This is a genomic window from Pandoraea cepalis, from assembly GCF_902459665.1.
Classification (GTDB): domain Bacteria; phylum Pseudomonadota; class Gammaproteobacteria; order Burkholderiales; family Burkholderiaceae; genus Pandoraea; species Pandoraea cepalis.
On record NZ_CABPSL010000001.1, the window covers coordinates 27332 to 47280 of the forward strand.

At 64.7% G+C, this 19949-nt stretch carries 17 protein-coding genes; 6 read left to right on the top strand and 11 right to left on the bottom strand.

What is annotated here, in order from left to right:
* Positions 1 to 65: 65 nt before the first annotated feature.
* The 3 genes from PCE31106_RS00065 to PCE31106_RS00075 all read right to left on the bottom strand — a co-directional run bounded on the left by PCE31106_RS00065 (position 66) and on the right by PCE31106_RS00075 (position 4615).
* The gene (locus tag PCE31106_RS00065) at positions 66 to 311 is read right to left on the bottom strand and encodes a hypothetical protein (protein WP_150561968.1); all 246 of its coding nucleotides are present in this window, start codon (positions 309 to 311) and stop codon (positions 66 to 68) included.
* A 750-nt stretch (positions 312 to 1061) separates the two neighbouring features.
* Entirely contained in the window at positions 1062 to 2339 is a 1278-nt protein-coding gene (locus tag PCE31106_RS00070; RefSeq protein WP_150561969.1) for a DUF445 domain-containing protein, read from the bottom strand.
* 95 nt (positions 2340 to 2434) lie between these two features.
* The gene (locus PCE31106_RS00075) at positions 2435 to 4615 is read right to left on the bottom strand and encodes a malate synthase G (RefSeq protein ID WP_150561970.1); all 2181 of its coding nucleotides are present in this window, start codon (positions 4613 to 4615) and stop codon (positions 2435 to 2437) included.
* Positions 4616 to 5078: 463 nt separating this feature from the next.
* Between PCE31106_RS00075 and pepE the strand changes: the two genes are divergently transcribed.
* Together pepE and PCE31106_RS00085 are read left to right on the top strand one after the other, a co-directional pair.
* Positions 5079 to 5792 (top strand): dipeptidase PepE, encoded by a 714-nt coding sequence (pepE, locus tag PCE31106_RS00080; RefSeq protein ID WP_150561971.1) that lies wholly within the window; start codon positions 5079 to 5081, stop codon positions 5790 to 5792.
* Between the two features lie 61 nt (positions 5793 to 5853).
* Complete coding sequence (locus PCE31106_RS00085) at positions 5854 to 6723, top strand: DMT family transporter (RefSeq protein WP_254440865.1); 870 nt, start codon at positions 5854 to 5856, stop codon at positions 6721 to 6723.
* A 128-nt stretch (positions 6724 to 6851) separates the two neighbouring features.
* Here PCE31106_RS00085 and PCE31106_RS00090 read toward each other — a convergent pair whose 3' ends face one another.
* The gene (locus PCE31106_RS00090) at positions 6852 to 7274 is read right to left on the bottom strand and encodes a hypothetical protein (RefSeq protein WP_017233700.1); all 423 of its coding nucleotides are present in this window, start codon (positions 7272 to 7274) and stop codon (positions 6852 to 6854) included.
* 191 nt (positions 7275 to 7465) lie between these two features.
* On the opposite strand from PCE31106_RS00090, the gene PCE31106_RS00095 reads away from it, so the two are divergent.
* Positions 7466 to 7819, top strand: coding sequence for a DUF2288 domain-containing protein (locus PCE31106_RS00095; RefSeq protein ID WP_150562493.1), 354 nt, complete (start codon positions 7466 to 7468; stop codon positions 7817 to 7819).
* A 54-nt stretch (positions 7820 to 7873) separates the two neighbouring features.
* Here PCE31106_RS00095 and PCE31106_RS00100 read toward each other — a convergent pair whose 3' ends face one another.
* Together PCE31106_RS00100 and PCE31106_RS00105 are read right to left on the bottom strand one after the other, a co-directional pair.
* Positions 7874 to 8251, bottom strand: a complete 378-nt coding sequence (locus PCE31106_RS00100) for a hypothetical protein (protein WP_017233698.1) — start codon at positions 8249 to 8251, stop codon at positions 7874 to 7876.
* A 49-nt stretch (positions 8252 to 8300) separates the two neighbouring features.
* Positions 8301 to 9194 (bottom strand): LysR family transcriptional regulator, encoded by an 894-nt coding sequence (locus PCE31106_RS00105; protein WP_150561973.1) that lies wholly within the window; start codon positions 9192 to 9194, stop codon positions 8301 to 8303.
* A gap of 274 nt (positions 9195 to 9468) precedes the next feature.
* Here PCE31106_RS00105 and PCE31106_RS00110 point away from each other — a divergent pair, with 274 nt between their 5' ends.
* Entirely contained in the window at positions 9469 to 10749 is a 1281-nt protein-coding gene (locus PCE31106_RS00110; RefSeq protein WP_150561974.1) for an MFS transporter, read from the top strand.
* 99 nt (positions 10750 to 10848) lie between these two features.
* Here PCE31106_RS00110 and PCE31106_RS00115 read toward each other — a convergent pair whose 3' ends face one another.
* Positions 10849 to 11757 carry a LysR family transcriptional regulator gene (locus PCE31106_RS00115; protein ID WP_017233695.1) on the bottom strand — a complete coding sequence of 303 codons (909 nt, stop codon included), beginning with the start codon at positions 11755 to 11757 and terminating at the stop codon, positions 10849 to 10851.
* A 180-nt stretch (positions 11758 to 11937) separates the two neighbouring features.
* Here PCE31106_RS00115 and PCE31106_RS00120 point away from each other — a divergent pair, with 180 nt between their 5' ends.
* Positions 11938 to 13131, top strand: coding sequence for an MFS transporter (locus PCE31106_RS00120; RefSeq protein WP_150561975.1), 1194 nt, complete (start codon positions 11938 to 11940; stop codon positions 13129 to 13131).
* A 27-nt stretch (positions 13132 to 13158) separates the two neighbouring features.
* On the opposite strand, the gene PCE31106_RS00125 is transcribed toward PCE31106_RS00120, so the two are convergent.
* Both PCE31106_RS00125 and PCE31106_RS00130 read right to left on the bottom strand, forming a co-directional pair.
* Positions 13159 to 14010: a TOBE domain-containing protein gene (locus PCE31106_RS00125; RefSeq protein ID WP_150561976.1), complete on the bottom strand. Its 852-nt coding sequence runs from the start codon at positions 14008 to 14010 to the stop codon at positions 13159 to 13161.
* Positions 14011 to 14618: 608 nt separating this feature from the next.
* The gene (locus PCE31106_RS00130; RefSeq protein WP_150561977.1) at positions 14619 to 16223 is read right to left on the bottom strand and encodes an EAL domain-containing protein; all 1605 of its coding nucleotides are present in this window, start codon (positions 16221 to 16223) and stop codon (positions 14619 to 14621) included.
* 411 nt (positions 16224 to 16634) lie between these two features.
* Between PCE31106_RS00130 and PCE31106_RS00135 the strand changes: the two genes are divergently transcribed.
* Entirely contained in the window at positions 16635 to 17870 is a 1236-nt protein-coding gene (locus PCE31106_RS00135; RefSeq protein WP_150561978.1) for an MFS transporter, read from the top strand.
* Positions 17871 to 17983: 113 nt separating this feature from the next.
* Here PCE31106_RS00135 and PCE31106_RS00140 read toward each other — a convergent pair whose 3' ends face one another.
* Together PCE31106_RS00140 and PCE31106_RS00145 are read right to left on the bottom strand one after the other, a co-directional pair.
* On the bottom strand, positions 17984 to 18397 hold the full coding sequence (locus tag PCE31106_RS00140; protein ID WP_150561979.1) for an RT0821/Lpp0805 family surface protein: 414 nt from the start codon (positions 18395 to 18397) through the stop codon (positions 17984 to 17986).
* Between the two features lie 130 nt (positions 18398 to 18527).
* Entirely contained in the window at positions 18528 to 19892 is a 1365-nt protein-coding gene (locus tag PCE31106_RS00145; protein ID WP_150561980.1) for an aminotransferase-like domain-containing protein, read from the bottom strand.
* Positions 19893 to 19949: the final 57 nt, after the last annotated feature.

The window sequence follows — 19949 nt, forward strand, 5'->3', positions numbered from 1 at the left end:
GCCCGAGCATCGGGAATTCGGCAGGCCGGTGGGCAGCGCCCCGGCTTGCCGTTTTATTGCGCAGCTTACTGACCGAAGTAGATCGAACCGGCGCGATTCACGCGGCCCGGGACTTCATAGGCCGGGGCGACGGTCGTCGTTTGCGTGGTGGCTGCCACGGCACCCGGCTGGGCCTGCGTTTGCACTTGAACTTGCGCTTGCGTCTGGGGTTGCTGCGGTTGGGCAGCCGATTGGGCATTCTCGGCGGCGCTCGTGGCACCTGCGCTCAACAGCGCGGCAGCGAAGGCCGAAGCGATCAGAATGGACTTCATTTTCATTTCTCCTGTCTGGCGAGACGTCCACCATGGGCGCCGTCATTGGCGCCAATCTACGCCCACGCAGCAAGGAGAAAAATGCGCTCCCGGAGAAGGGAGTATTGCTGAAAATGAAACAATCAAACGTCGAAAAGCCTGATTCGTTGTGCAGGACAACGAGCCCAGACAATATGCGCCGCAGTGATGCGCCCGGTATCGCTTGGCGTCGAAGCGTTCAGCGACGCGTCACGCGCGCTTGCTGACGGCGCGTACGCGCGGCACGGCTGCGCAGATACGACGCGGTGAGCAGCGAGGCACTCGCCAGCAGAAGGAAAGAACCGAGGGCAGCCATGGTAATGCTCCTGTACGAGCCGGCGTCGTCCGCGGTGCGGTGCACCCTGCGAGCCACGACGTCGACTGACTTCATCATGTTGTCACTCTACTGCTGTCGCACTTCGCGATAAACCCCGTCAGATCAAACAAGTTGTTGCGCGCCGCGACATTTCCCTCTAATTCGTGCCGTGATCCGCGTCAGATCGGTGGCATCCACCCCTATTGCTCGAATTAAGTAATTGATTTTCATTGGTTTTTCGGAATCCTGCAATCCACGAGGTGCCAACGTCGCTGCGTTGCGAAAAAACCACGGGTTTTCCCTAGGGTTGGCCGGTATTCGCGCAACGGTCGGCGCAACGCAGCAAAAGGGGGCGGCGGCAGATTCTGTCCGGTTGAGCGGTGCGCGTTTGCTACCCGGTCCGACGCCGATGCTCGTCAGTGGCCGCGCGCGAGCAGCACAGGTGCCTGGGCAATCAAATAGAGCACGGCGCCGATCAGTCCACCGACGAGTGTGCCGTTGATGCGGATGTACTGCAGGTCCTGTCCGACGCTCAGGCGGATCTGCTGTGACAGGTGCTCGGCGTTCCAGCCGTGTACCGTTGCGCGAATGTGCTCCGTCACGAAGTCGGCAAAGCCCGGTGCCATGCGCTCGGCGGCATCCAGCAATTGCGCGTCGAGCGCTTTGCGCAGCGAGTCGCTTCGCGCCAGCTCCTGACCCATCCACGCGGCCGCGCCGGTGATCTTGGCGCCGATCACCGAGTCGTCGCGCGCGAGGTCGCGCTTCACCCAGCTTCGCCACTCGTTCCACAGACCGCCGACATAGGCGTTCAACGCGGTGTCGCCTTTCAGTTGGGTCTTGAAAGCGTCGAGCTTCGCCTGAAAGTCGGCGTCATGCTTGAGTCGCTCGATCAGTCCCGCGACCGCGCGATCGAACGCCTGACGCAATTGATGCGATTCGTCCGCTTCCATTTGCGCCAGCAGGCGCGTGACGGCCGCCGAAATCATGTCGGAGCCCTTGTTGCCGATCCACTCCGACGGCAGCACCTTCTCCTTCTTCGGATGATCGCTCTTGAGCCAGTCGACGATGCGCGCCGAAATGAATTCGCGCGTCTGAGGTTCGTTCAGGAGTTCAACGAGGTAGTCGAGCGTCTCATCGAGCAGCGCCTGATGACGGCCGTCGCGCGTGAGCGTGTCGAGCATGGCGGCCGCCGATTGCGACAGGTCGAGCCGGTCGATCATCGTGTCGAGCGCGCGGCGGATAAAGGCCTGCACGTTGCGCTCGTCCATCACATCGAGCACCCCGCTGGCCACTTTCACCAGCACCGCGCTCAACTGACGCGTGTTCTCGTACGAGCCGAGCCAGTGCGCGACGGCGTCCGCCGGGTTCTGTTGCCGGATGAGCCGAACGACCGAGGGGGTGTCGAGAAACTTCTCGCGCACGAAGCGGGCGAGACCGTCGCCGAGGGCGTCTTTCTTGCGAATCAGGATGTTCGTATGCCGCGCGAGCCCCGGAATCGGAATGCGCCGGAACAGGGCTTCGACCGCGAACCAGTCCGCCAGTCCACCGACCATCGCGGCTTCGGCCGCAGCCCGGATCCAGCCCGTGACGAAGTGCTCCGGCATGAAGAGCGTGGCGACGAAGATCACCAGCGCGGCCACAAGAAACCACAGGGCGCGACGCTCGGCGCGTTGCAGGGCGATGGCGGGGTCCATACGCAGCCGGCTCCTAAAATACAAAGACGCCCGACAGGTTACCCCGTCGGGCGTCCAATGATAAGCCGCGAACCGATCGACTTATCGTCGTGCGATTACCCGCGTTGCTTCGCCTTCAGCTCCAGACGGTACTTGTGCAGCAGCGGCTCGGTGTAGCCGCTGGGCTGCGTCAGCCCTTCGAACACCAGGGCGCTCGCCGCCTGGAACGCCAGCGAGTCGTCGAAGTTCGGCGCCATCGGACGATAGTGCGCGTCGCCTGCGTTCTGCTTGTCGACCACGGCGGCCATGCGCTTGAAGGTCTCTTCGACCTGTGCGCGCGTGATGACGCCATGACGCAGCCAGTTCGCCAGATGCTGGCTCGAAATGCGCAGCGTGGCGCGGTCTTCCATCAGGCCGATGTCGTTGATGTCCGGCACCTTCGAGCAGCCCACGCCCTGGTCGATCCAACGCACGACGTAGCCCAGAATGCCCTGCGCGTTGTTCTCGATCTCCTTGCGGATTTCGTCGGCAGACCATTCGGCTTTCGCCACGACCGGCACCGTCAGCAGGCCAGTAAGCAGCGTGTCGCGTTCCTTCGCGTAGTCGATCTTCTCGAGTTCCTGCTGGACGGCCTGCACGTCGACCATGTGATAGTGCAGGGCGTGCAGCGTGGCGGCGGTCGGCGACGGCACCCAGGCGGTGTTCGCCCCGGCCTTCGGATGCGCGATCTTCTGCTCGAGCATGGCTTGCATCAGATCCGGCATGGCCCACATACCCTTGCCGATCTGCGCGCGGCCCCGCAGGCCGGCGGCCAGACCCACGAGCACGTTGCTTTTCTCGTAGGCCGTGATCCACGCCGACGACTTCATGTCGCCCTTGCGCATCATCGGACCGGCTTCCATCGCAGTGTGCATCTCGTCGCCCGTGCGATCGAGGAAGCCCGTGTTGATGAATGCAACGCGCGCCGCGGCGGCGGCGATACAGGCCGAGAGGTTCACGCTCGTGCGACGCTCTTCGTCCATGATGCCCATCTTGAGCGTGTTGCGCGGCAGGTCGTACAGCGCTTCGATGCGGCCGAACAGTTCATCGGCGAAGGCCACTTCGGCGGGGCCGTGCATCTTCGGCTTGACGATGTAGATCGAGCCGGTGCGCGAGTTCAGGCGATGCTTGCGGTCATGCAGCGAGGCGAGCACGGTGACCACGCCGTCGAGAATGCCTTCCGGAATCTCGCGGCCTTCGCGATCGGTGATCGCCGGGTTGGTCATCAGGTGACCGACGTTACGGATGAACAGCAGCGAGCGGCCGTGCAGCGTCACCGGTTGGCCGTTGGCGCCGGTGTATTCGCGGTCGGCGTTCAGACGGCGCGTGAACGTCTTGCCGCCCTTCTCCACGGCTTCCGTCAGCGTGCCTTGCATCAGGCCGAGCCAGTTGCGATAGAGGTCGACCTTGTCGTCGGCGTCCACGGCGGCGACCGAGTCTTCACAGTCGATGATGGTCGTGACGGCGGCTTCGACGAGCACGTCCTTGATATGCGCCGCGTCGGTCTTGCCGATCGGGTGGCTGGCGTCGAACTGGATCTCGAAGTGCAGACCGTGGTGCTTGAGCAGCACGGCCGTCGGCGCCGCGGCGTCGCCTTGATAGCCGACGAACAGGGCAGGCGTGGCCAGGCCGGTCTCGCCGGTCTTGGTCGTGACGATGAGTTTGCCGTTCTCGACACGGTAGCCGGTGGCGTCCTTGTGCGAGCCGTCGGCCAGCGGTGCGGCCTGATCGAGGAAGCCGCGTGCGAAGGCGATCACGCGTTCGCCGCGCTTCGGGTTGTAGCCGGTGCCCTTTTCTGCGCCGTCCGTTTCCGGGATGGCGTCGGTGCCGTAGAGCGCGTCGTACAGGCTGCCCCAGCGCGCGTTGGCGGCGTTCAGGGCGTAGCGGGCGTTGGAGAGCGGCACCACGAGCTGCGGACCGGCCTGCTCGGCAATTTCATGGTCGACGTTGGCCGTGGTGGCCTGCACGCTGGCAGGCGCGGGCAACAGGTAACCGATCTTTTCGAGGAACGCGCGATAGGCTGCGGCGTCGGCGATGGGACCCGGGTTGGCACGGTGCCAGGTGTCGAGTTCGCTTTGCAGGCGGTCGCGTTCGGCGAGCAAGGCGCGATTCTTCGGGCCGAGGTCATGAACGATGGCGTCGAAGCCTTTCCAGAACGCATCGACATCGACACCGGTGCCCGGCAGGGCTTCCTTTTCGATGAACGCGATCAGATTGTCTGCGACCGTCAGGCCGCCACGCTGGGAAGTGGAAGTCATGATGCTGTACTCGAGTTTGAAAACCAGGTTGACGCGATTTCGTCCAGTGACCTTGCCGAGACACCCACGCGGTTGGCGTGAGGATGACGACCGGGTGGTTGACGATAAGGGGCAGTCTTATATAAGACCCTGAGTGTAATCCTTCTCCGGGCGCTCGGAAACCCGGGATTTCGCGTCGTGATACTCCCGCAACTTATAGGCGGCATAAGGATTTGCGTATGAGGCCGGCGCCACGGGGCTTTGCGTCGGATACCGAAAGCGGGTGGTGCGGTTGCAGCATTCGATATGGCATTTCACTTCATGAGAAATGGGGGGCGCCGTACGCGGCGGCGACCGCTACGCGGATCGAGGTGCGTCGTGCCTGTGTTGAGGTGACGGGTACACTCACCGTTTGCGCCGAAGGTGCGCGACGCGCCCGCGCCGGGCCGTTCCCCCGAAAACATCTGCCCTGGAGGCATGCGTCGTGAAACAGATCTTGATGATGAGCAGTTCCCGCAAGGGCAGCCAGAGCTTTTTGGCGCATGCCGACGATCAGGTGCATGCGGTGCTCAGGGATCGCGCGAAACACGTGTTGTTCGTGCCGTACGCCGGGGGCATCACGTACAGCTACGACGAGTATGAATCGCGCGTGAAGCCGACGTTCGAGCGGCTGGGCTATGCCCTCGAGTCGATTCATCATCACAAGGATCCGCGCGCCGCCGTCGAGCAGGCGCAGGCCGTCGTGGTGGGCGGGGGCAATACGTTCGTGCTGCTCGATCGCCTGTACAACGCGGGCATCGTGGGCCTGCTGCGCGAGCGTGTGAACGCGGGGATGCCTTACGTGGGGTGGAGCGCCGGGGCGAACGTGGTGTGCCCGACCATTCGCACGACCAACGACATGCCGATCGTCGAGCCGCCGACGCTCAAAGCGCTCAACCTGATTCCGTTCCAGGTGAATCCGCATTTCATCAGTGGGAAGCCGACGGGGCACAACGGCGAATCGCGCGAGGAGCGTCTGGCCGAGTATCTGGCGATCAATCCGGACGAACGCGTCGTTGCCATTCCAGAGGGTACGGCGCTGCATGTGCAGGGCGAGAACGCCACCGTGCTCGGTGAATTCGACGCGTTGCATTTCAAGCAGGGCGGTGTCGTGGACAAGCTCGCGACGGGCCGCACGTTTGCGCTGGCGTCGATCTGATACGCGCGGGCATCGTGCCATCGCGCAGATGACGGCTGGCTTCGGGCCGGAGGTCTGCGCGATGGTCGCCGCCGTTCTGAACGGCACGATCGGCGTGTTGACGCGAACCGGATTCGATCAAGGGGCAACGCCCGCGTTGATCGCCTTCTGGAAATGCTTCGGTGCCTTCGTCGTGGTGTCGCTGCTCTGCGCCTGTCGTCACGAACTCGGCACGCAGACCGTTCGGCTGGCCCGTCGCTGGCCGCAGTTCGCATGTCTCGCGTTTCTCGGCATTTTCAGCCTTTACTACTTCGAGACGACGGCGTTCTCGCACGCATCGATTCCGCTCGTCTCGTTCCTCACGTATGCGGCGGGCGGCGCGACGCTCGCGCTGTCCGGTCGGTTTCTCGGGGAGACGACAACGCGTCGGAAGGTGGCCGCCTTTCTGGCAATCGTCCTCGGCGTCGGTGTGATGGGCCTGTTCGAAAGCGGCATCGACGGCAGCACCGCGGGCATCGCCCTGGCGCTGGCCGGTGGATGCGGCTACGCGCTGTTCATCTTCCTCGCCAAGTGGTTCAGGATCGGCTCGGGATTGCCGCAGCTCGTCTGGCTGTTCGGGTTCGGCAGTGCCTTTCTGTCGATACCCCTGATGCGCGAGGGATTCGCCATGCCCAGCGGCGCGGCCTGGATGACGCTATGCGCGCTGGTGTTGCTGCCGACAATCGGGGGCTTCTACTTCACCACGCGCGCGGTAGCCGGCGGTCAGGCCAGCAAAGTGCAGATCATCGAGACCAGCGATCCCCTGTTCGCGACGCTGTTCGGATTCGCGCTCTTCGGCGACCGTCTGAGCGATGAAGGCATGCTCGGCGCGGGCTGCATCGCCATCGGACTCGTGATTGCAGTCTGGGATCGACCGGGGGATGGCGCAACGTCGGCACGCTACGACGTGTAGCCCCTGCGCAAACGAAACCGCCGCCCAGGTGTGAGCCTCGGGCGGCGGTTTACCGGCACGCAGCACACGCGACAGCGGCGATGCCGCCCCCTCGTACCGTCGGCGACAGTGTCAGGACCGATTCGGGATCAGGCTTCGTCGTCGAGCCAAGGTACTTCGACATCGGTCAGGAAGGCGACCATCGCGAGCGGACGCGCTTCATGGCGCCCCATCTTGCCATCGGCGCGGTGCCACACCACTTCGAAGGTTTCCGGATACTTTTCAGCGCTCAACCGTACGGTGCGCAGCTCTTCTTCGTCGGCCTCTTCGATGGGGCCGTCGAACGACAGCATGAGCGCCTGCGGCCACACACCCTCTTCCGGGTCGTAGACCTTGTCGCCATTGGGCACGTCGACCACCGCTTCGACGCCGATCGTTGCCGACGCTGCCACGATCATCTCGCCCAGGGCGCGCAGCAGCGCGGTCGCACGGGCAGAGTTGATCTGGCGCATGGCGAGATCGCCGCGCGTCAGCGCTTGTTCCAGCTTGGGATCGGTTTTTTGTTTGGACATGCGGTTCCTCGGTAAAACGTTAGCCACCCCGCGGCGGTCGTGCCATGTCGCTGCGGCACCGGTGCGCTACGTGGGGTTCCGATGCTACCACCGTCGCGCATGCCGGGGCACATTACAATGCGGGTTTTCGTTATTTACGCTTGCCCGGCGCAGTCGTTGTCGTCGACCCGCGCCATCTGGAGCCCGTTGTCATGGATTCGCCCAAGCCCGCCCAATCAGTTCAAGCTTCCCAAGCCGCCGCGTCCGGTGCCAGCGACGTCTATTTGCGCCTGCTCGGTGAAACCGCCAAGATCGACTGGAAGGATCTGGAATCGTTCTTCGCGCGCGGTGTGCTGCTGTATGTGGCGCCCGGCGTCGACCTCGTATCGGTCGCCGAGGCGGTTGCCAACGACGATAAGGCCACCGTGTCTCAATGGCTATCGTCGGCCTTGGTCCAGCGCATGCAGGCGGAGCAAGCCGCCGATTTCTCCGCGCGCACGCCGGAGCTTTGGGCGGTGGTTGTCGCGCCGTGGGTGCTCGTACAGGAACGTGGCATCGTTGCATGATGGCGTGACGCGCGCGCTGATAAACCCCGTCAACGCCTCGAATTCGCTACGCCGTCATGACTCCGGAATTCCCGCCTCGATGAGGCGCCGCGTGCAGTCTTCCAACAGATCCTGCGCCACCGCCGACGCAAACGCATAGTCCGCGTCGAGCGATTCCGTCATTTCATGCGCCGTATACAGGCCGGCTTCGCGCGAGAGCGTGCCGGCCAGTTCGCGCGCGAAATCGTCGCTCAACGTTGAAAGCAGGCGGCGCTCTTCGAGCGGTAGCTGAAGCTTCGAGCGCGACAGCCACAGTTGCGCGAGCGTCGCGCCCTGCTTGTCGGTCATCCATTGCCCATGCTCGTAAAAGGCCGACAGGCGCTCGGCCGTCAGCGCGAACAACAGCGCGCGGCGGGTGTTGAAATTCAGACGAATCGGCGTGGCTTCCGGCATGACGGCAACCGCAATGAGCGGACAAAATCGGGATCAGGGGGCAAAGGTATCACGCGAAGAGGCGCAGCAGCGCATTGCGGGCGTGACGGATCAGGTCGGTCTCGTCGGCGCGTCCGGGCAGCAGGTGGAATTCCGCGCGCGGCAGCGGGGGCAGGCCAAGCGACGGTGGACACACGACGAGATCAGGGGTGAGCGCCGATTCATTCAGGCACGAAATCCCCAGCCCCGCGCCGAGCGCCAACTGCATGCCGGCCACGCCCGCCGCCGAGTGGGAGATGCGATAGGGCACGTTGTGCCGCTCCAGTACGGTGAGGACGAGGCTTTGCAGCGTGCATGACGGCGGCATTGTCACCAGCGGCAGTGGCTCACCCAGCGGCTCGCCCAGCGTCGACGACATCGCCCACACGAGACGCTCGCGGCGCACCAGCGTGCCCGGCGTCCGGTAGCCGAGCGCCTTCGCGCCACGGCCGATATCCTCGTTCATCAGACGCAACACCAACCCTACGTCGAAGTGTTCGCCGGTCAGGGCGGTGCGCTCGATCTGCGCACTTTGCATGGCGCTCACATGCAGTCGCAGGCGCGGGTAAAGGCTCGTGAATCGCTTGAGCACGCGGCCCACGTCGTGCGGACGGTAATAGTCGGTGATGGCGATGCGCAACTCGCCATCGAGCAGCACCCCTTGCAGATCCTCGAACGCCGCCTCGGACAGTGCCGAGATCTGCCGTGCATAGGTGAGCAACCGCGTGCCCGCCGGGGTCGGACGCATGCCTTTGCGCGATCGCACCAGCAACGGCTGGCCGGCGCGCGCTTCGAGCTTCTGAAGTTGCTCGCTGACCGTCGATTGCGACAGGAAGATCTGCTCCGCTGCCGCCGAAATGCTGCCGGCGTCGTGGATGGCGATAAACGTACGCAACTGCGTGAGGTCGAAGGCGCGGGGGTTCATGGTGGCCCTTGCGATGATGATCCGGAAAACACGATATACGGCATCGAATTTTCCCGCTTTTCCGATGCAATGTCTATCCGTAGGATGCGGTTCATGGTGGCCCGAACTGTGCATCGGCACGCGTCGGACGCCGCGACTCCCCCCCTCTTCCCCTATGAGCCGTGTGCCTGCGGGCCGCGCACCTTCACACATGAACGAACGTCTGTGTACCGCTCCCGCCACTGCCCGTCGGATGGCCCTGGCATCGAATGCCTCGAATGCCTCGAATGCCTCGATGGCCCCTCGTGGCTTGGGCCGCAACCACCGCTGGAAGGTGCTGGGTGTTGGCGTGGCCGCCAATGCCAGCTTTGCCGCTGCGATGGGCGGCATTCCCGCCACCGCAGTGCAAATGCGCAGCGCCTACGCCCTGGCAAATAGCGATCTCGGCATCGTGCTCGGCATGATCGGGCTGGGCATCGCCGTCTCCGAACTGCCGTGGGGCATGCTTACCGACCGCTGGGGCGACCGGCGCGTGCTACTTGTCGGATTGATGGTGACGGCGTTCGCGCTTGTTGGGCTGGCGTTCTGGGGCGTGCCGACGGCGCATTTCGTCCCGTCGATGCCGATGCTTGCGGCGGGGATGCTGGCGATCGGCATCCTCGGTGGCAGCGTCAATGGCTCGAGCGGGCGCGCCATCATGCGCTGGTTCCACGATCGCGAGCGAGGGCTCGCAATGAGTGTGCGGCAATGCGCCGTGCCGCTCGGCGGCGGGGTCGGCGCGCTGGTGTTGCCCGGCGCGGCGCAGCACTTCGGCTTCGAAGCGGTCTATGCCGGGCTGGCTGCGGCGTCGTTTGCGGCCGCGGTCGTAGCATGGCGGTGGCTGCTCGAACCGCCGGAGGCACTGCAGGAGGACGCCGGCAAGTCGGCGCGCGGGGAGACGGCCGCCGACGCACACGCGGCCGCAAGCTATTCGCCGTTGCGCGATGCCCGCCTGCTGAGTACGGCGCTGGGCATGGCGGTCCTTGCGACGCCGCAGATCGCGGTGCTCACGTTCGGCACGGTGTTTCTGCATGATGTGGCGCACGCCAGCGTGGCAACCATCTCGCTCACGCTTGGCGCCGTACAGGCGGGGGCCGCCATCACGCGGGTGTGGAGCGGGCGCTTCACCGACAAGCGCCGCAACCGTCCGCAATATCTGCGTCTGTGCGCGATGGCGGTGGGGGCGGTCTTCGCCTCGCTGGCGCTGCTCGTGACGGCGCTGACGCATCGCCCGGAATGGCTGGCGCATGGCACGCCGTGGATGATCGCGCTGCTGATTGCAGGAGGTGTGGTGGCGTCGGCCTGGCATGGGGTGGCATTCACTGAGTTGGCCACGCTTGCCGGGGCGTCGCGTGCGGGAACGGCGCTTGGTATCGGCAACACCGGTGTGTTTATGACGATGTTCCTCACGCCGCTCGCGATTCCGCTGCTGCTGTCGATTGGCGGCTGGGGACTGGTGTGGGCCGGCGGGCTCGTGTGTGCCGCGCTGGCATGGCCGCTCTTGGTCTGGTCGCATCGCGGCCTGGCGCGGGCTTGATCGTTCGCGCAGCCCTGGGCGCCAGGCCCCGGGCGCGTTACGTCTGTCAATGGCGGAAGCGCGTGAAATGGGCTCGACGCGTGCCACACGCTTGCCCCGCTACGGCAGACGCACGTTCGCCACGAGAAAGTCGAGGAACGCCCGCACGCGTGCGGGCAAATGGCCGCCCTGCCCCACATACACCGCATGCACGGGCTCCAGATCGCCCGGGTTGTAGTCATCGAGCACGGTGACGAGCCGGCCGGCGCGCAGATCGTCGTCGACGTGGTAGCGCGAATGGCGGGCCAGCCCCAGCCCCTGGACCGCGAGCTTGCGCATGATCTCGCCGTCGCTCACGACCATATTGCCGACCTGCGGGTAGTGCGTGATGCCGCCGGCGCCGTCGAGAAATGGCCAACCCTGCACCTGACGGTCGAAATTGAAGGCCATGACGTTGTGGTGAATCAGGTCGGCCGGCGTGCGCAATGGACCGTTGCGGGCGAGATAGTCCGGTGACGCCACCACATGCACACGACTCTCACCGAGCTTGCGAGCGACCAGCCGGGAATCGCGCAGCGGGCCGGCCCGGACGGCGACGTCGGCGCGTTGCTCCAGCAGATCGACGACCGTGTCGGTGAGTGTCAGATCGAGACGGATCTCGGGGTATTGCGCGAGAAATGCCGGAATGACCGGCAGCAGATAGTGCGAGCCGATCGGTACGCTGGAATTCACCCGCAGCAGCCCGCGCGGCACCGCACCCGCCGCCGCTTCGCGCTCTGCGGCTTCGATGTCGGCCAGCACGCGCATCGCCCGCTCGTGAAAGGCCGTGCCCTCGGGGGTGAGTTGCAGGCGGCGCGTCGAACGATTGAACAAGCGGGCACCCAGACGCGCCTCGAGCCGCGCAATCAGCTTGCTCACGGCGGACGGCGTCATATGCAGCGCGCGCGCCGCCGCCGAGAAGCCGCCAAGCTCGACCACACGCGAGAAAACTTCCATATCGCCGGAGCGATTGACGTCCTGTCGACCCATCGGCGGTGTCCTCCGGCGTTCCTGTGAAAGGGGATGCGCGCCATTGTGACATCAAGTCACAAATCATGTTCCTTCGCGCAGTCTATTTCACCAATGCAAGGGCGTCTATATTCCGCACATTCGTGTATCGCCATTCCCTGAGTGGCCTGACCTTCCTTAATCCCGAGACAGGAGTCTTTCGTGCCTATCGCTCTCTATGCCCTGACCGCCGGTGCCTTTGGCATTGGCGTGACGGAATTCGTCATCATGGGTCTGCTGCTCAACGTCGGCGCCGATTTCGGCGTCTCGATCGCGGCCGCCGGCCTGCTGATCTCCGGCTATGCCCTGGGTGTCGTGGTCGGCGCCCCGCTCATGACCACGGTCACGGCGCGCTGGCCGCGCAAGACCGTTCTGCTGGTGCTCATGGCGATCTTCACCATCGGCAATGCCGCCTGTGCGCTGGCGCCGAGCTATGCGGCGCTGATGGCAGCCCGCGTGCTGACGTCGTTCGCGCACGGCACGTTCTTCGGCGTCGGTTCGGTGGTCGCCACCGGCCTCGTGCCGCGCGAGCGCCGTGCGTCGGCCATCGCCGTGATGTTCACGGGGCTGACCGTCGCCAATATTCTCGGCGTGCCCTTCGGTACTTGGCTGGGGCAGCACTTTGGCTGGCGCGCGAGCTTCTGGGCGGTGACGCTGATCGGTGCGCTCGCGTTTCTCGTGATCGCCGGGTTCGTGCCGAAGATCGCCGCGCCTAAGGATGCGGGTGACTGGCGGGCGGATCTGCGGGCGCTGGCACGCCGTCCCGTGCTGCTCGGATTGCTCACGACGGTGCTCGGCTGGGTGGGCGTGTTCGGCGTTTTCACGTACATCGCCCCGCTGTTGACCGAAGTCACCGGTTTTGCCGAGGGCGCGGTCTCACCGATTCTGTTGATCTTCGGTGGCGGTCTGGTCGTTGGCAACCTGCTGGGCGGCAGGTTTGCGGATCGTCGCGTGGTGCCGACAGTGCTGGGCAGCCTGCTGGCGCTCGCTGGGGTGCTGGGGCTGATGACGTTCGCGTTGCACTCGCACTGGCTGGCCATTGTCTTCGTGGCCCTGCTCGGTGCAACCGCCTTCGCGACGGTCGCGCCGCTGCAACTGTGGGTGATGGAAAAGGCCTCGGGGGCGGGGGAAAGCCTGGCGTCGAGCTTCAATATCGCCGCGTTCAACCTCGGCAACGCCATCGGCGCGTGGCTCGGCGGCTTCGTCATCGAACACGGTCCCGGGCTGACGGCCGTGCCCTGGGTGGCGGCGCTCGCGCCGCTGGCGGGCGTGGGCGTGGCGCTGCTGAGCCTGCGTCTGGATCGTCGCGACGCAAAGCCATCCGTCGTGCCCAACTGCGAAACGCCCGCGTTGTGATCCACGCGCGGGCCCGACGCGAGTGCGTCAGGCCATGACGCCCAGAATCACACTGGCGGCCGCGAACGCGGCCGTCGCGCCGACACCCACCGTCAACCCGCGAGCGGTCAGCGTGTCATGCGGCATGACGGCGGCGAGCCGGCTGCCGCCGGGCAACGCCAGAATGACTTCGGCCTGTCCCGCGTCGTCGGCGATGGCGTCCACCGTGCCTGAAAGGCGGTTCGCGGTGGCCAAACCCGCGAGATCGGCGCCGCGCGCGATTTCGATCCACGGAGCCTTGATGAGTGCGAACGCATCGCTGCCGGTCGCCAGCCCCAGCGTCTGCGTGCTGTGGTGCGTGAGCGATGCTGTGATCGCTTCACCGCCGGGCAACGTGAGCGTCACTTCGTCATTCACGCCGCAGCGCCGAATCGCGGTGACCGTGCCGTGCAACTGATTGCGTGCACTGGTCTGCAGTCCCAGCCGCGCGATGATGGGCCACTGCTCGTCGAAATGTTCCAGATCGGTCGCCACGCGCGCGAGGAATTGCCGTTGCGCCACCTCCACCGCCCGGAACGCTGCCACGAGCTTCGCGCCGCGTGCGGTGAGGCGGGTGCCACCACCGCCACGGCCGCCCGTGCTGCGTGCCACCAGCGGTTCGCCGGCGAGCTGATTCATCGCATCCACGGCGTCCCATGCGGCCTTGTAACTCATGCCGGCGGCTTTCGCGGCGGCCGTGATCGACCCATGCGCGGCGATCTGTTCGAGCAACGCAATTCTGGCGTGGCCGCCAAGCGACGCATTTCCACGATGCACCCAGAGCGATCCGCTCACTTGCAGCGCATCGTCCAGTCCATGATGCGAAACCCCGTTAGGCGTTGAAGGCGGTTCGGAAACCATAAAGTTGTTTTCTATTGGACTTGGCAGGTAAGCGCATTGTAGAGGGCCGGCGGACCTGCGAACACCGACGCCGGACAGGGAAGCGTTGCCACGCACCAACGAAGCCGGCGCCGGATTATTCTTTGGGGGACGAATGGGGGACGTTGCTCCTCTACATTGAATTTCGCCGCATGCCCCCCCTGGCCGGTGAGTCGCGCGTCAGGCTGAAGTCCACGTCTGATACGGGTCCACCGGGACTGCGACGGTTGTCGAAGTGCCTACTCACCTGACACAACAGAAACGGGGTGAAATGATGCGCGTCAGGAATATCAAGGAAACGGTTGACGGGGCTCGATACTATCGTCTGGTTCGCATGTTGCCCAACGGCAAGCGGCATCAGATGCAAATCTCTTTCTCCGCAGGTGAAATGCGCTTCAGACATTTTGTCGCGCGACGGTTGTGGTTGCTGCGTGCCGAAATGCGTGACAGCACACGGGCGGCCGCCATGCCCACGCCACGCAGCAACATGCCGCAATTGGTCTTCTGACCGTGTTGCGGCGTGACGCAAGCGCCAGGCCGATGGTCGTCACCGGTCGGGCGCTTTCGGTACGCGCCAGGGCAATGAGCGTTTAGCCTGCCTTGAGCGGCGTGAGTGGCACGACGCTCGCCGACGCCGAGTTCACCGACGCCGGGCCTCTGCCCGCGTGGGCTATCGCAAACTGTACCAACTCGTCGAACGCGATCGGACGCGCGAACAGATACCCCTGGGCGTAGGTGACGTTGCGTTCGCGCAGATAACTCGCCTGCATCTCGTTTTCGACACCCTCCGCCACGATGGTCATGTCCAGCCGCTCGGCCAGATGGATGATGGAATCGCAGATATTGCGCGTGACCGTATCGTCTTCGGTAACGGGCAGGAACTCCTTGTCGATCTTCAGATAATTGAAGTCGTAGCGCTTCAGATAGCCGATGGAGTTGTTTTCGGCACCGAAGTCGTCCAACGCCGTTTCCACGCCGTGACGCTGGAGTTCCGCCATCACATGGCGCGCCGCCGCGGTGTCGCGAATCACATAACGCTCGGTGATTTCCGCGATCATCGGATACGTCTCGTTAAGCGGACCGTAAAGACGTTCGATGTCGTGCACGATGGTCGTGTCGCGCAAATGCCGCTCCGCAAGATTGACCGCAATGTGAAACCCCTGCGGCAGCGCGCCTCGGGAGACATCGTTGCGAATCTGCTTCAGCAGCGAACGGGTGAGTTCGATGATCAGGCCGTTGCTTTCCGCGATCGGGATGAAGGCGTCGGGGCGCACGAGACCGGCCTCAGGGTGATGCCAGCGCATCAGCGCTTCGGCCCCGGCGCAGCGGCCCGTGGCCAGCTCCATCACGGGCTGGTAGTAGACCTTGAACTCATTGCGTTTGATGCCCAGCGCGATTTTCCGCCGCATGAACTGGGCCGGGCCGAGATGGCGGAACGTCAGGATGCCGAGCAAAATCGAGATCACCACGCCGAATGCCAGAAAGATCGGCGCCTGCGTGGCGATCAATGAGCGCGTCAGGGTGGCACTGCCGGCAAGCGACGTCGAGAAATGGTCCGAGTCGAGCGTGACCTGAGCCCCGCGAGTGGCGATGCCGACGGATTCAAGCCGCGGGCCTTCGGACGTCAGCGACACTTTTCCGATGGTCATCGCCGTCCAGGCAAGCTCGTTGGTCTTGACGCTATGCAACGACTCGGTGAGATACACGCTGTCGATGAAGCCCAGGACACCGTCGGTGGCCGACGTCGGGATGAACAATGCCAGTGCGGGCGAATTGCGCACATAGGGCGTGCTGTCGACAAACATTTCGGGCGTGCCGGTCAGCAACGGCACGAGTTCAGCCGGCAAAGGCATTTCGATGGCCTCGTCGGAGCGAATCACCGACGAGCAATACATCTTCCCGTGGGAGACGAGCCAGATGGAACGGAAGTAGGGGCTGAGCGTGCCCGTGGCCTGCAACGAGCTGTTGACCTCGCCGCAAGCGCGGCCGACCCAGGGGACGGCGCCCTTGAGGGTGTCCTCGGCCGTACCGACAATGCGCTCGAGTGCCGCGCGCTGTCGTTGCGCTTCTTGTTGCAGGAACGCCTGCGACATGTGATGAACGCGCAGCCAGCCCAGGATCAGGACGACAAAGAGCGTGACCGTCACGACGAGCCCGGTCACCAGCCACTGCACGACTCTGGAGTGTTGAATCATGTTCTGCTGCCAACCAAGGAAGGAGGGGGCCCTTTCGTGTGCTTCGCGTGCTTCATGTTGCACGGCACAACTCGTCAATCGACTCTACACGAATCCCTGACGGTCACCAACGCCCGATAAACCCGCACGCGCCGTTGGCGACGTGTGCCTGAGAGGGCCCGGTGGATGTCCGGTGGGCGGTTCAAAGTTACCGGCAAGCGTCTTTTATCGGTCTTTGTGAGAGGTACCGCGGCGGGCCGGATGGCGGAATCGCGACAAAAGTTGGCGTAACCGCAATTTACGCATGCTCTACACTTCACATATTAGATTTCCGGCAAAAAATAGGCCAAGTCCCAAAGTCCGGTCTATTTGCACGAAAACTGCCGGAAGCGTGCTGATTTCCTGAAGCTTTTGACGTCAAATCCCCCTCCCATGTCGAGCCAACCTGTCACGTCCCTTCCCGGCGCCCCCTCGCCGGCCGCCAAAGGCACCGCGTTTCGTGTGCTGTCCGCGATCAGCTTCTCCCATTTGCTCAACGACATGATCCAGTCGTTGATCCTGGCCATCTATCCGCTGCTCAAGGCGAGTTTCGACCTGAGCTTCGCGCAGGTCGGTCTGATTACGCTGACCTATCAGGTCACGGCGTCGTTGCTGCAGCCGGTCGTAGGCCTATACACCGACAAACATCCGAAGCCGTATTCCCTTCCGGTCGGCATGGGCTTTACGCTGGCTGGCCTGCTGTTGCTGGCTGTCGCGCCGAACTTCGGCATGCTGCTCGTGGCCGCCGCGCTGGTCGGCATGGGCTCGTCGGTGTTCCACCCCGAGTCGTCGCGCGTGGCGCGCATGGCCTCGGGCGGACGCCACGGCCTGGCGCAATCGTTCTTCCAGGTGGGCGGCAATGTCGGTTCGTCACTCGGCCCGCTGCTGGCCGCGCTCATCATTGCACCGCACGGCCGTGGCAGCGTGGCGTGGTTTTCCGTGGCGGCGCTCGTCGCGATCTTCGTGCTGTTCCACGTCAGTCGCTGGTACGCCGGGCAGCGCGCCGCCAGCAAGGGCAAACCGGCCGCGCGCCGAGGCGGGCACGCCCACCTGTCGCGCGGCAAGGTGATGTTCGCCATCGGCATTCTGCTGGTGCTGATCTTCTCGAAGTACTTCTATCTCGCGAGCATCAGCAGCTACTTCACGTTCTATCTGATCAGCAAGTTCCATGTGTCGGTGCAAAGCGCCCAGGTGCATCTGTTCGTATTCCTGTTCGCCGTGGCGGCGGGCACGATGATCGGCGGTCCGCTGGGCGACAAGATCGGTCGCAAGTATGTGATCTGGGGGTCGATCCTGGGGGCGGCGCCCTTCACGCTGATGCTGCCGTATGCGGACCTGTTCTGGACCGGCATCCTGACGGTGGTGATCGGCTTGATTCTGGCGTCGGCGTTCTCGGCGATTCTCGTCTATGCGCAGGAGTTGATTCCGGGCAAGGTCGGAACGGTGTCGGGGCTGTTCTTCGGCTTCGCATTCGGGATGGGTGGCGTGGGCGCGGCCGTGCTCGGACAACTGGCCGACTCGACGAGTATCGACTTCGTCTACCACGTCTGTGCCTATTTGCCGCTGCTCGGGATCGTGACGATCCTGTTGCCCGACGTCGAAGGCCACAAGAAGACAGTGGCGGCCTGAGGCGGCTGTCGGCAGGATTCACCCGTGCCCGGCGCACGGGTAGCGCAATGAAAAACCGCGGGTCCCGAAAATCACGGGCCAGCGGTTTTTTTGCCTGGAGGACGACTGAATGCTTACTGAGCGCCGCGCTTTTGCAGTTCCCATTGGCCGTCATCGCCCTTCTTGCAGGTCGGCAGCTTGAGGGTGACTTCCTGCCCCTTTGCGCCGAGAACCAAGATCAGGTCGCGGCAGGTACGGGTATCGTCCTTCTGGGTGTTGGTCGGCGTGAGTTGCGCTGTAATGGCCACGGGGTTGCCGGTGCCCTTGTTGCTCCAGTCGACAGTTTCGTTGTCCTGCTGATGGGACAGCACGTTGCTCGCCGCTTTGGCGAGCGACGCATTGTCGGCCTTGTGCAGATAGGCCAGCGGCGAGTTGCTCATGAAGAGAAGGTTGGAGGCGGCAAACGCCGGCGCGGCCATAGTGGCGCCGACGACGAGCGCCGTGCCAAGCCCGAACGAGCGGGCAAGCGACAGACGGAAAGGCGACATTCGGAGTCCTTGAGAGTGTCGACAGGGGGACGGATCCTGCGCAACGGCGCGTCGGGTCTTGCGTCGACGCCTTCGCCGCAGGCGAGCGCATCGATCATAAAAGAAACCAGGGGCGGCGTCATCCTGTGCGTCATCGGCGCGCGAGTGCTTTCACGACATCGGCGACCTGCTCGAGCGCGGCCTTGAGCACGGCGTCGCTCTGCGGCGTACCCAGGGCGATGCGGATGGCGGCGGGCGCCGTCTGCCCGGGCGCAGCGAACGCGTCGACGGGCGTCACCGCAATCCCCCGCATTTGCAGGGCCGCGACGACGTCGTCGCAGCGCGTCGGCGCGGGCACGGGCAGCAACTGGTGAAACGCCCCGACATACCCCGTAGCGCCAAGGCCCGCGAAGCAGGCCTGCGCGATGGTCTGACGCTGCGCCGCCAACGCGCGCTTGCGCGTCGTCCAGCGATCGATCGTGCCGTCGCCGAGCCAGCGCGACGCCAATTGCGCCATCAACGGCGCCGCACTCCAGGCGCTCGCCCGCATTGCCGCGTGCACACGTGGCAGCAAGGCGGGCGGCGCAACCAGATAGGCGATACGCAGGCCCGGCGCGCCCGGCTTGGAGAGACTGCAAACCTCAACCGTACGCTCGGGCGCGAGCAGGCGAAGGGCGGGCGGGGCGTCGGCGACGAGAAAGCCGTAGGCGCTGTCGTCCACCAGCAGCAGGTCGTGACGCCGCGCCACCTCCACTAGCGCCCGCCGCTGTGCGAGCGGCATCACAGCCCCCAGCGGGTTATGCAGCGTGGGCATCGTGTAGACGAGGCGCAAACGTCCTGCAAGCGCGCGACACGCCGTATCGAGTGCCCCCGGATCGAGCCCACCCGGTGTCATCGACACGGCAACGAGTGGAATATCACGCAAGGCCGCGAGCGCTTTCCAGCCGGGATACGTCAGGGCTTCGACGGCTACCGGCTCGCCCGTGCGACACACCGCCAACTGCAGAACGTCAAGCGCGTGCTGGCCTCCGGCACAGATGACGATCTCATCGGGCGAGACGGGCGTGCCGTCGCGCCGGGATAGCCATTGCGCCGCCGCTCGCCGATCGGACGGATGCCCGTCGTGTGGCGTGTGGGCGAGCAAGGCGCTCAGGTCCCCAGCGGCGGCCGTCTCTCGCAGTGCTTGACGCAACGCGTCGGTCTGCTCGGGCAAGACCGGATAGTTGAACGCCAGATCGACACCGCCGATCGCGCCCGGCGCGGGGGCCCATTGCGCGAACGCCGCCGCCGCGCCGACGGCAGGCGAGCGCACGAAAGTGCCGCGCCCCACTTCGCCGACGGCTAGGCCACGTCGCGCGAGTTCGGTGTAAATCCGTGTAACGGTGGAGAGGGCAAGTCCGTGCGCATCGGCGTAATCGCGTTGCGGTGGCAGTCGGGCGCCCGATGCGAGTTCGCCGCCCGCAATGGCTTCGGCGAGACGTTCGACGTGTTCGATATAGCGGGCAGGGGCAGCCATGCGAAGCGCGGGGACGGAAATTGATATCGGGACAATTCAATAATTGCACTGGATTGG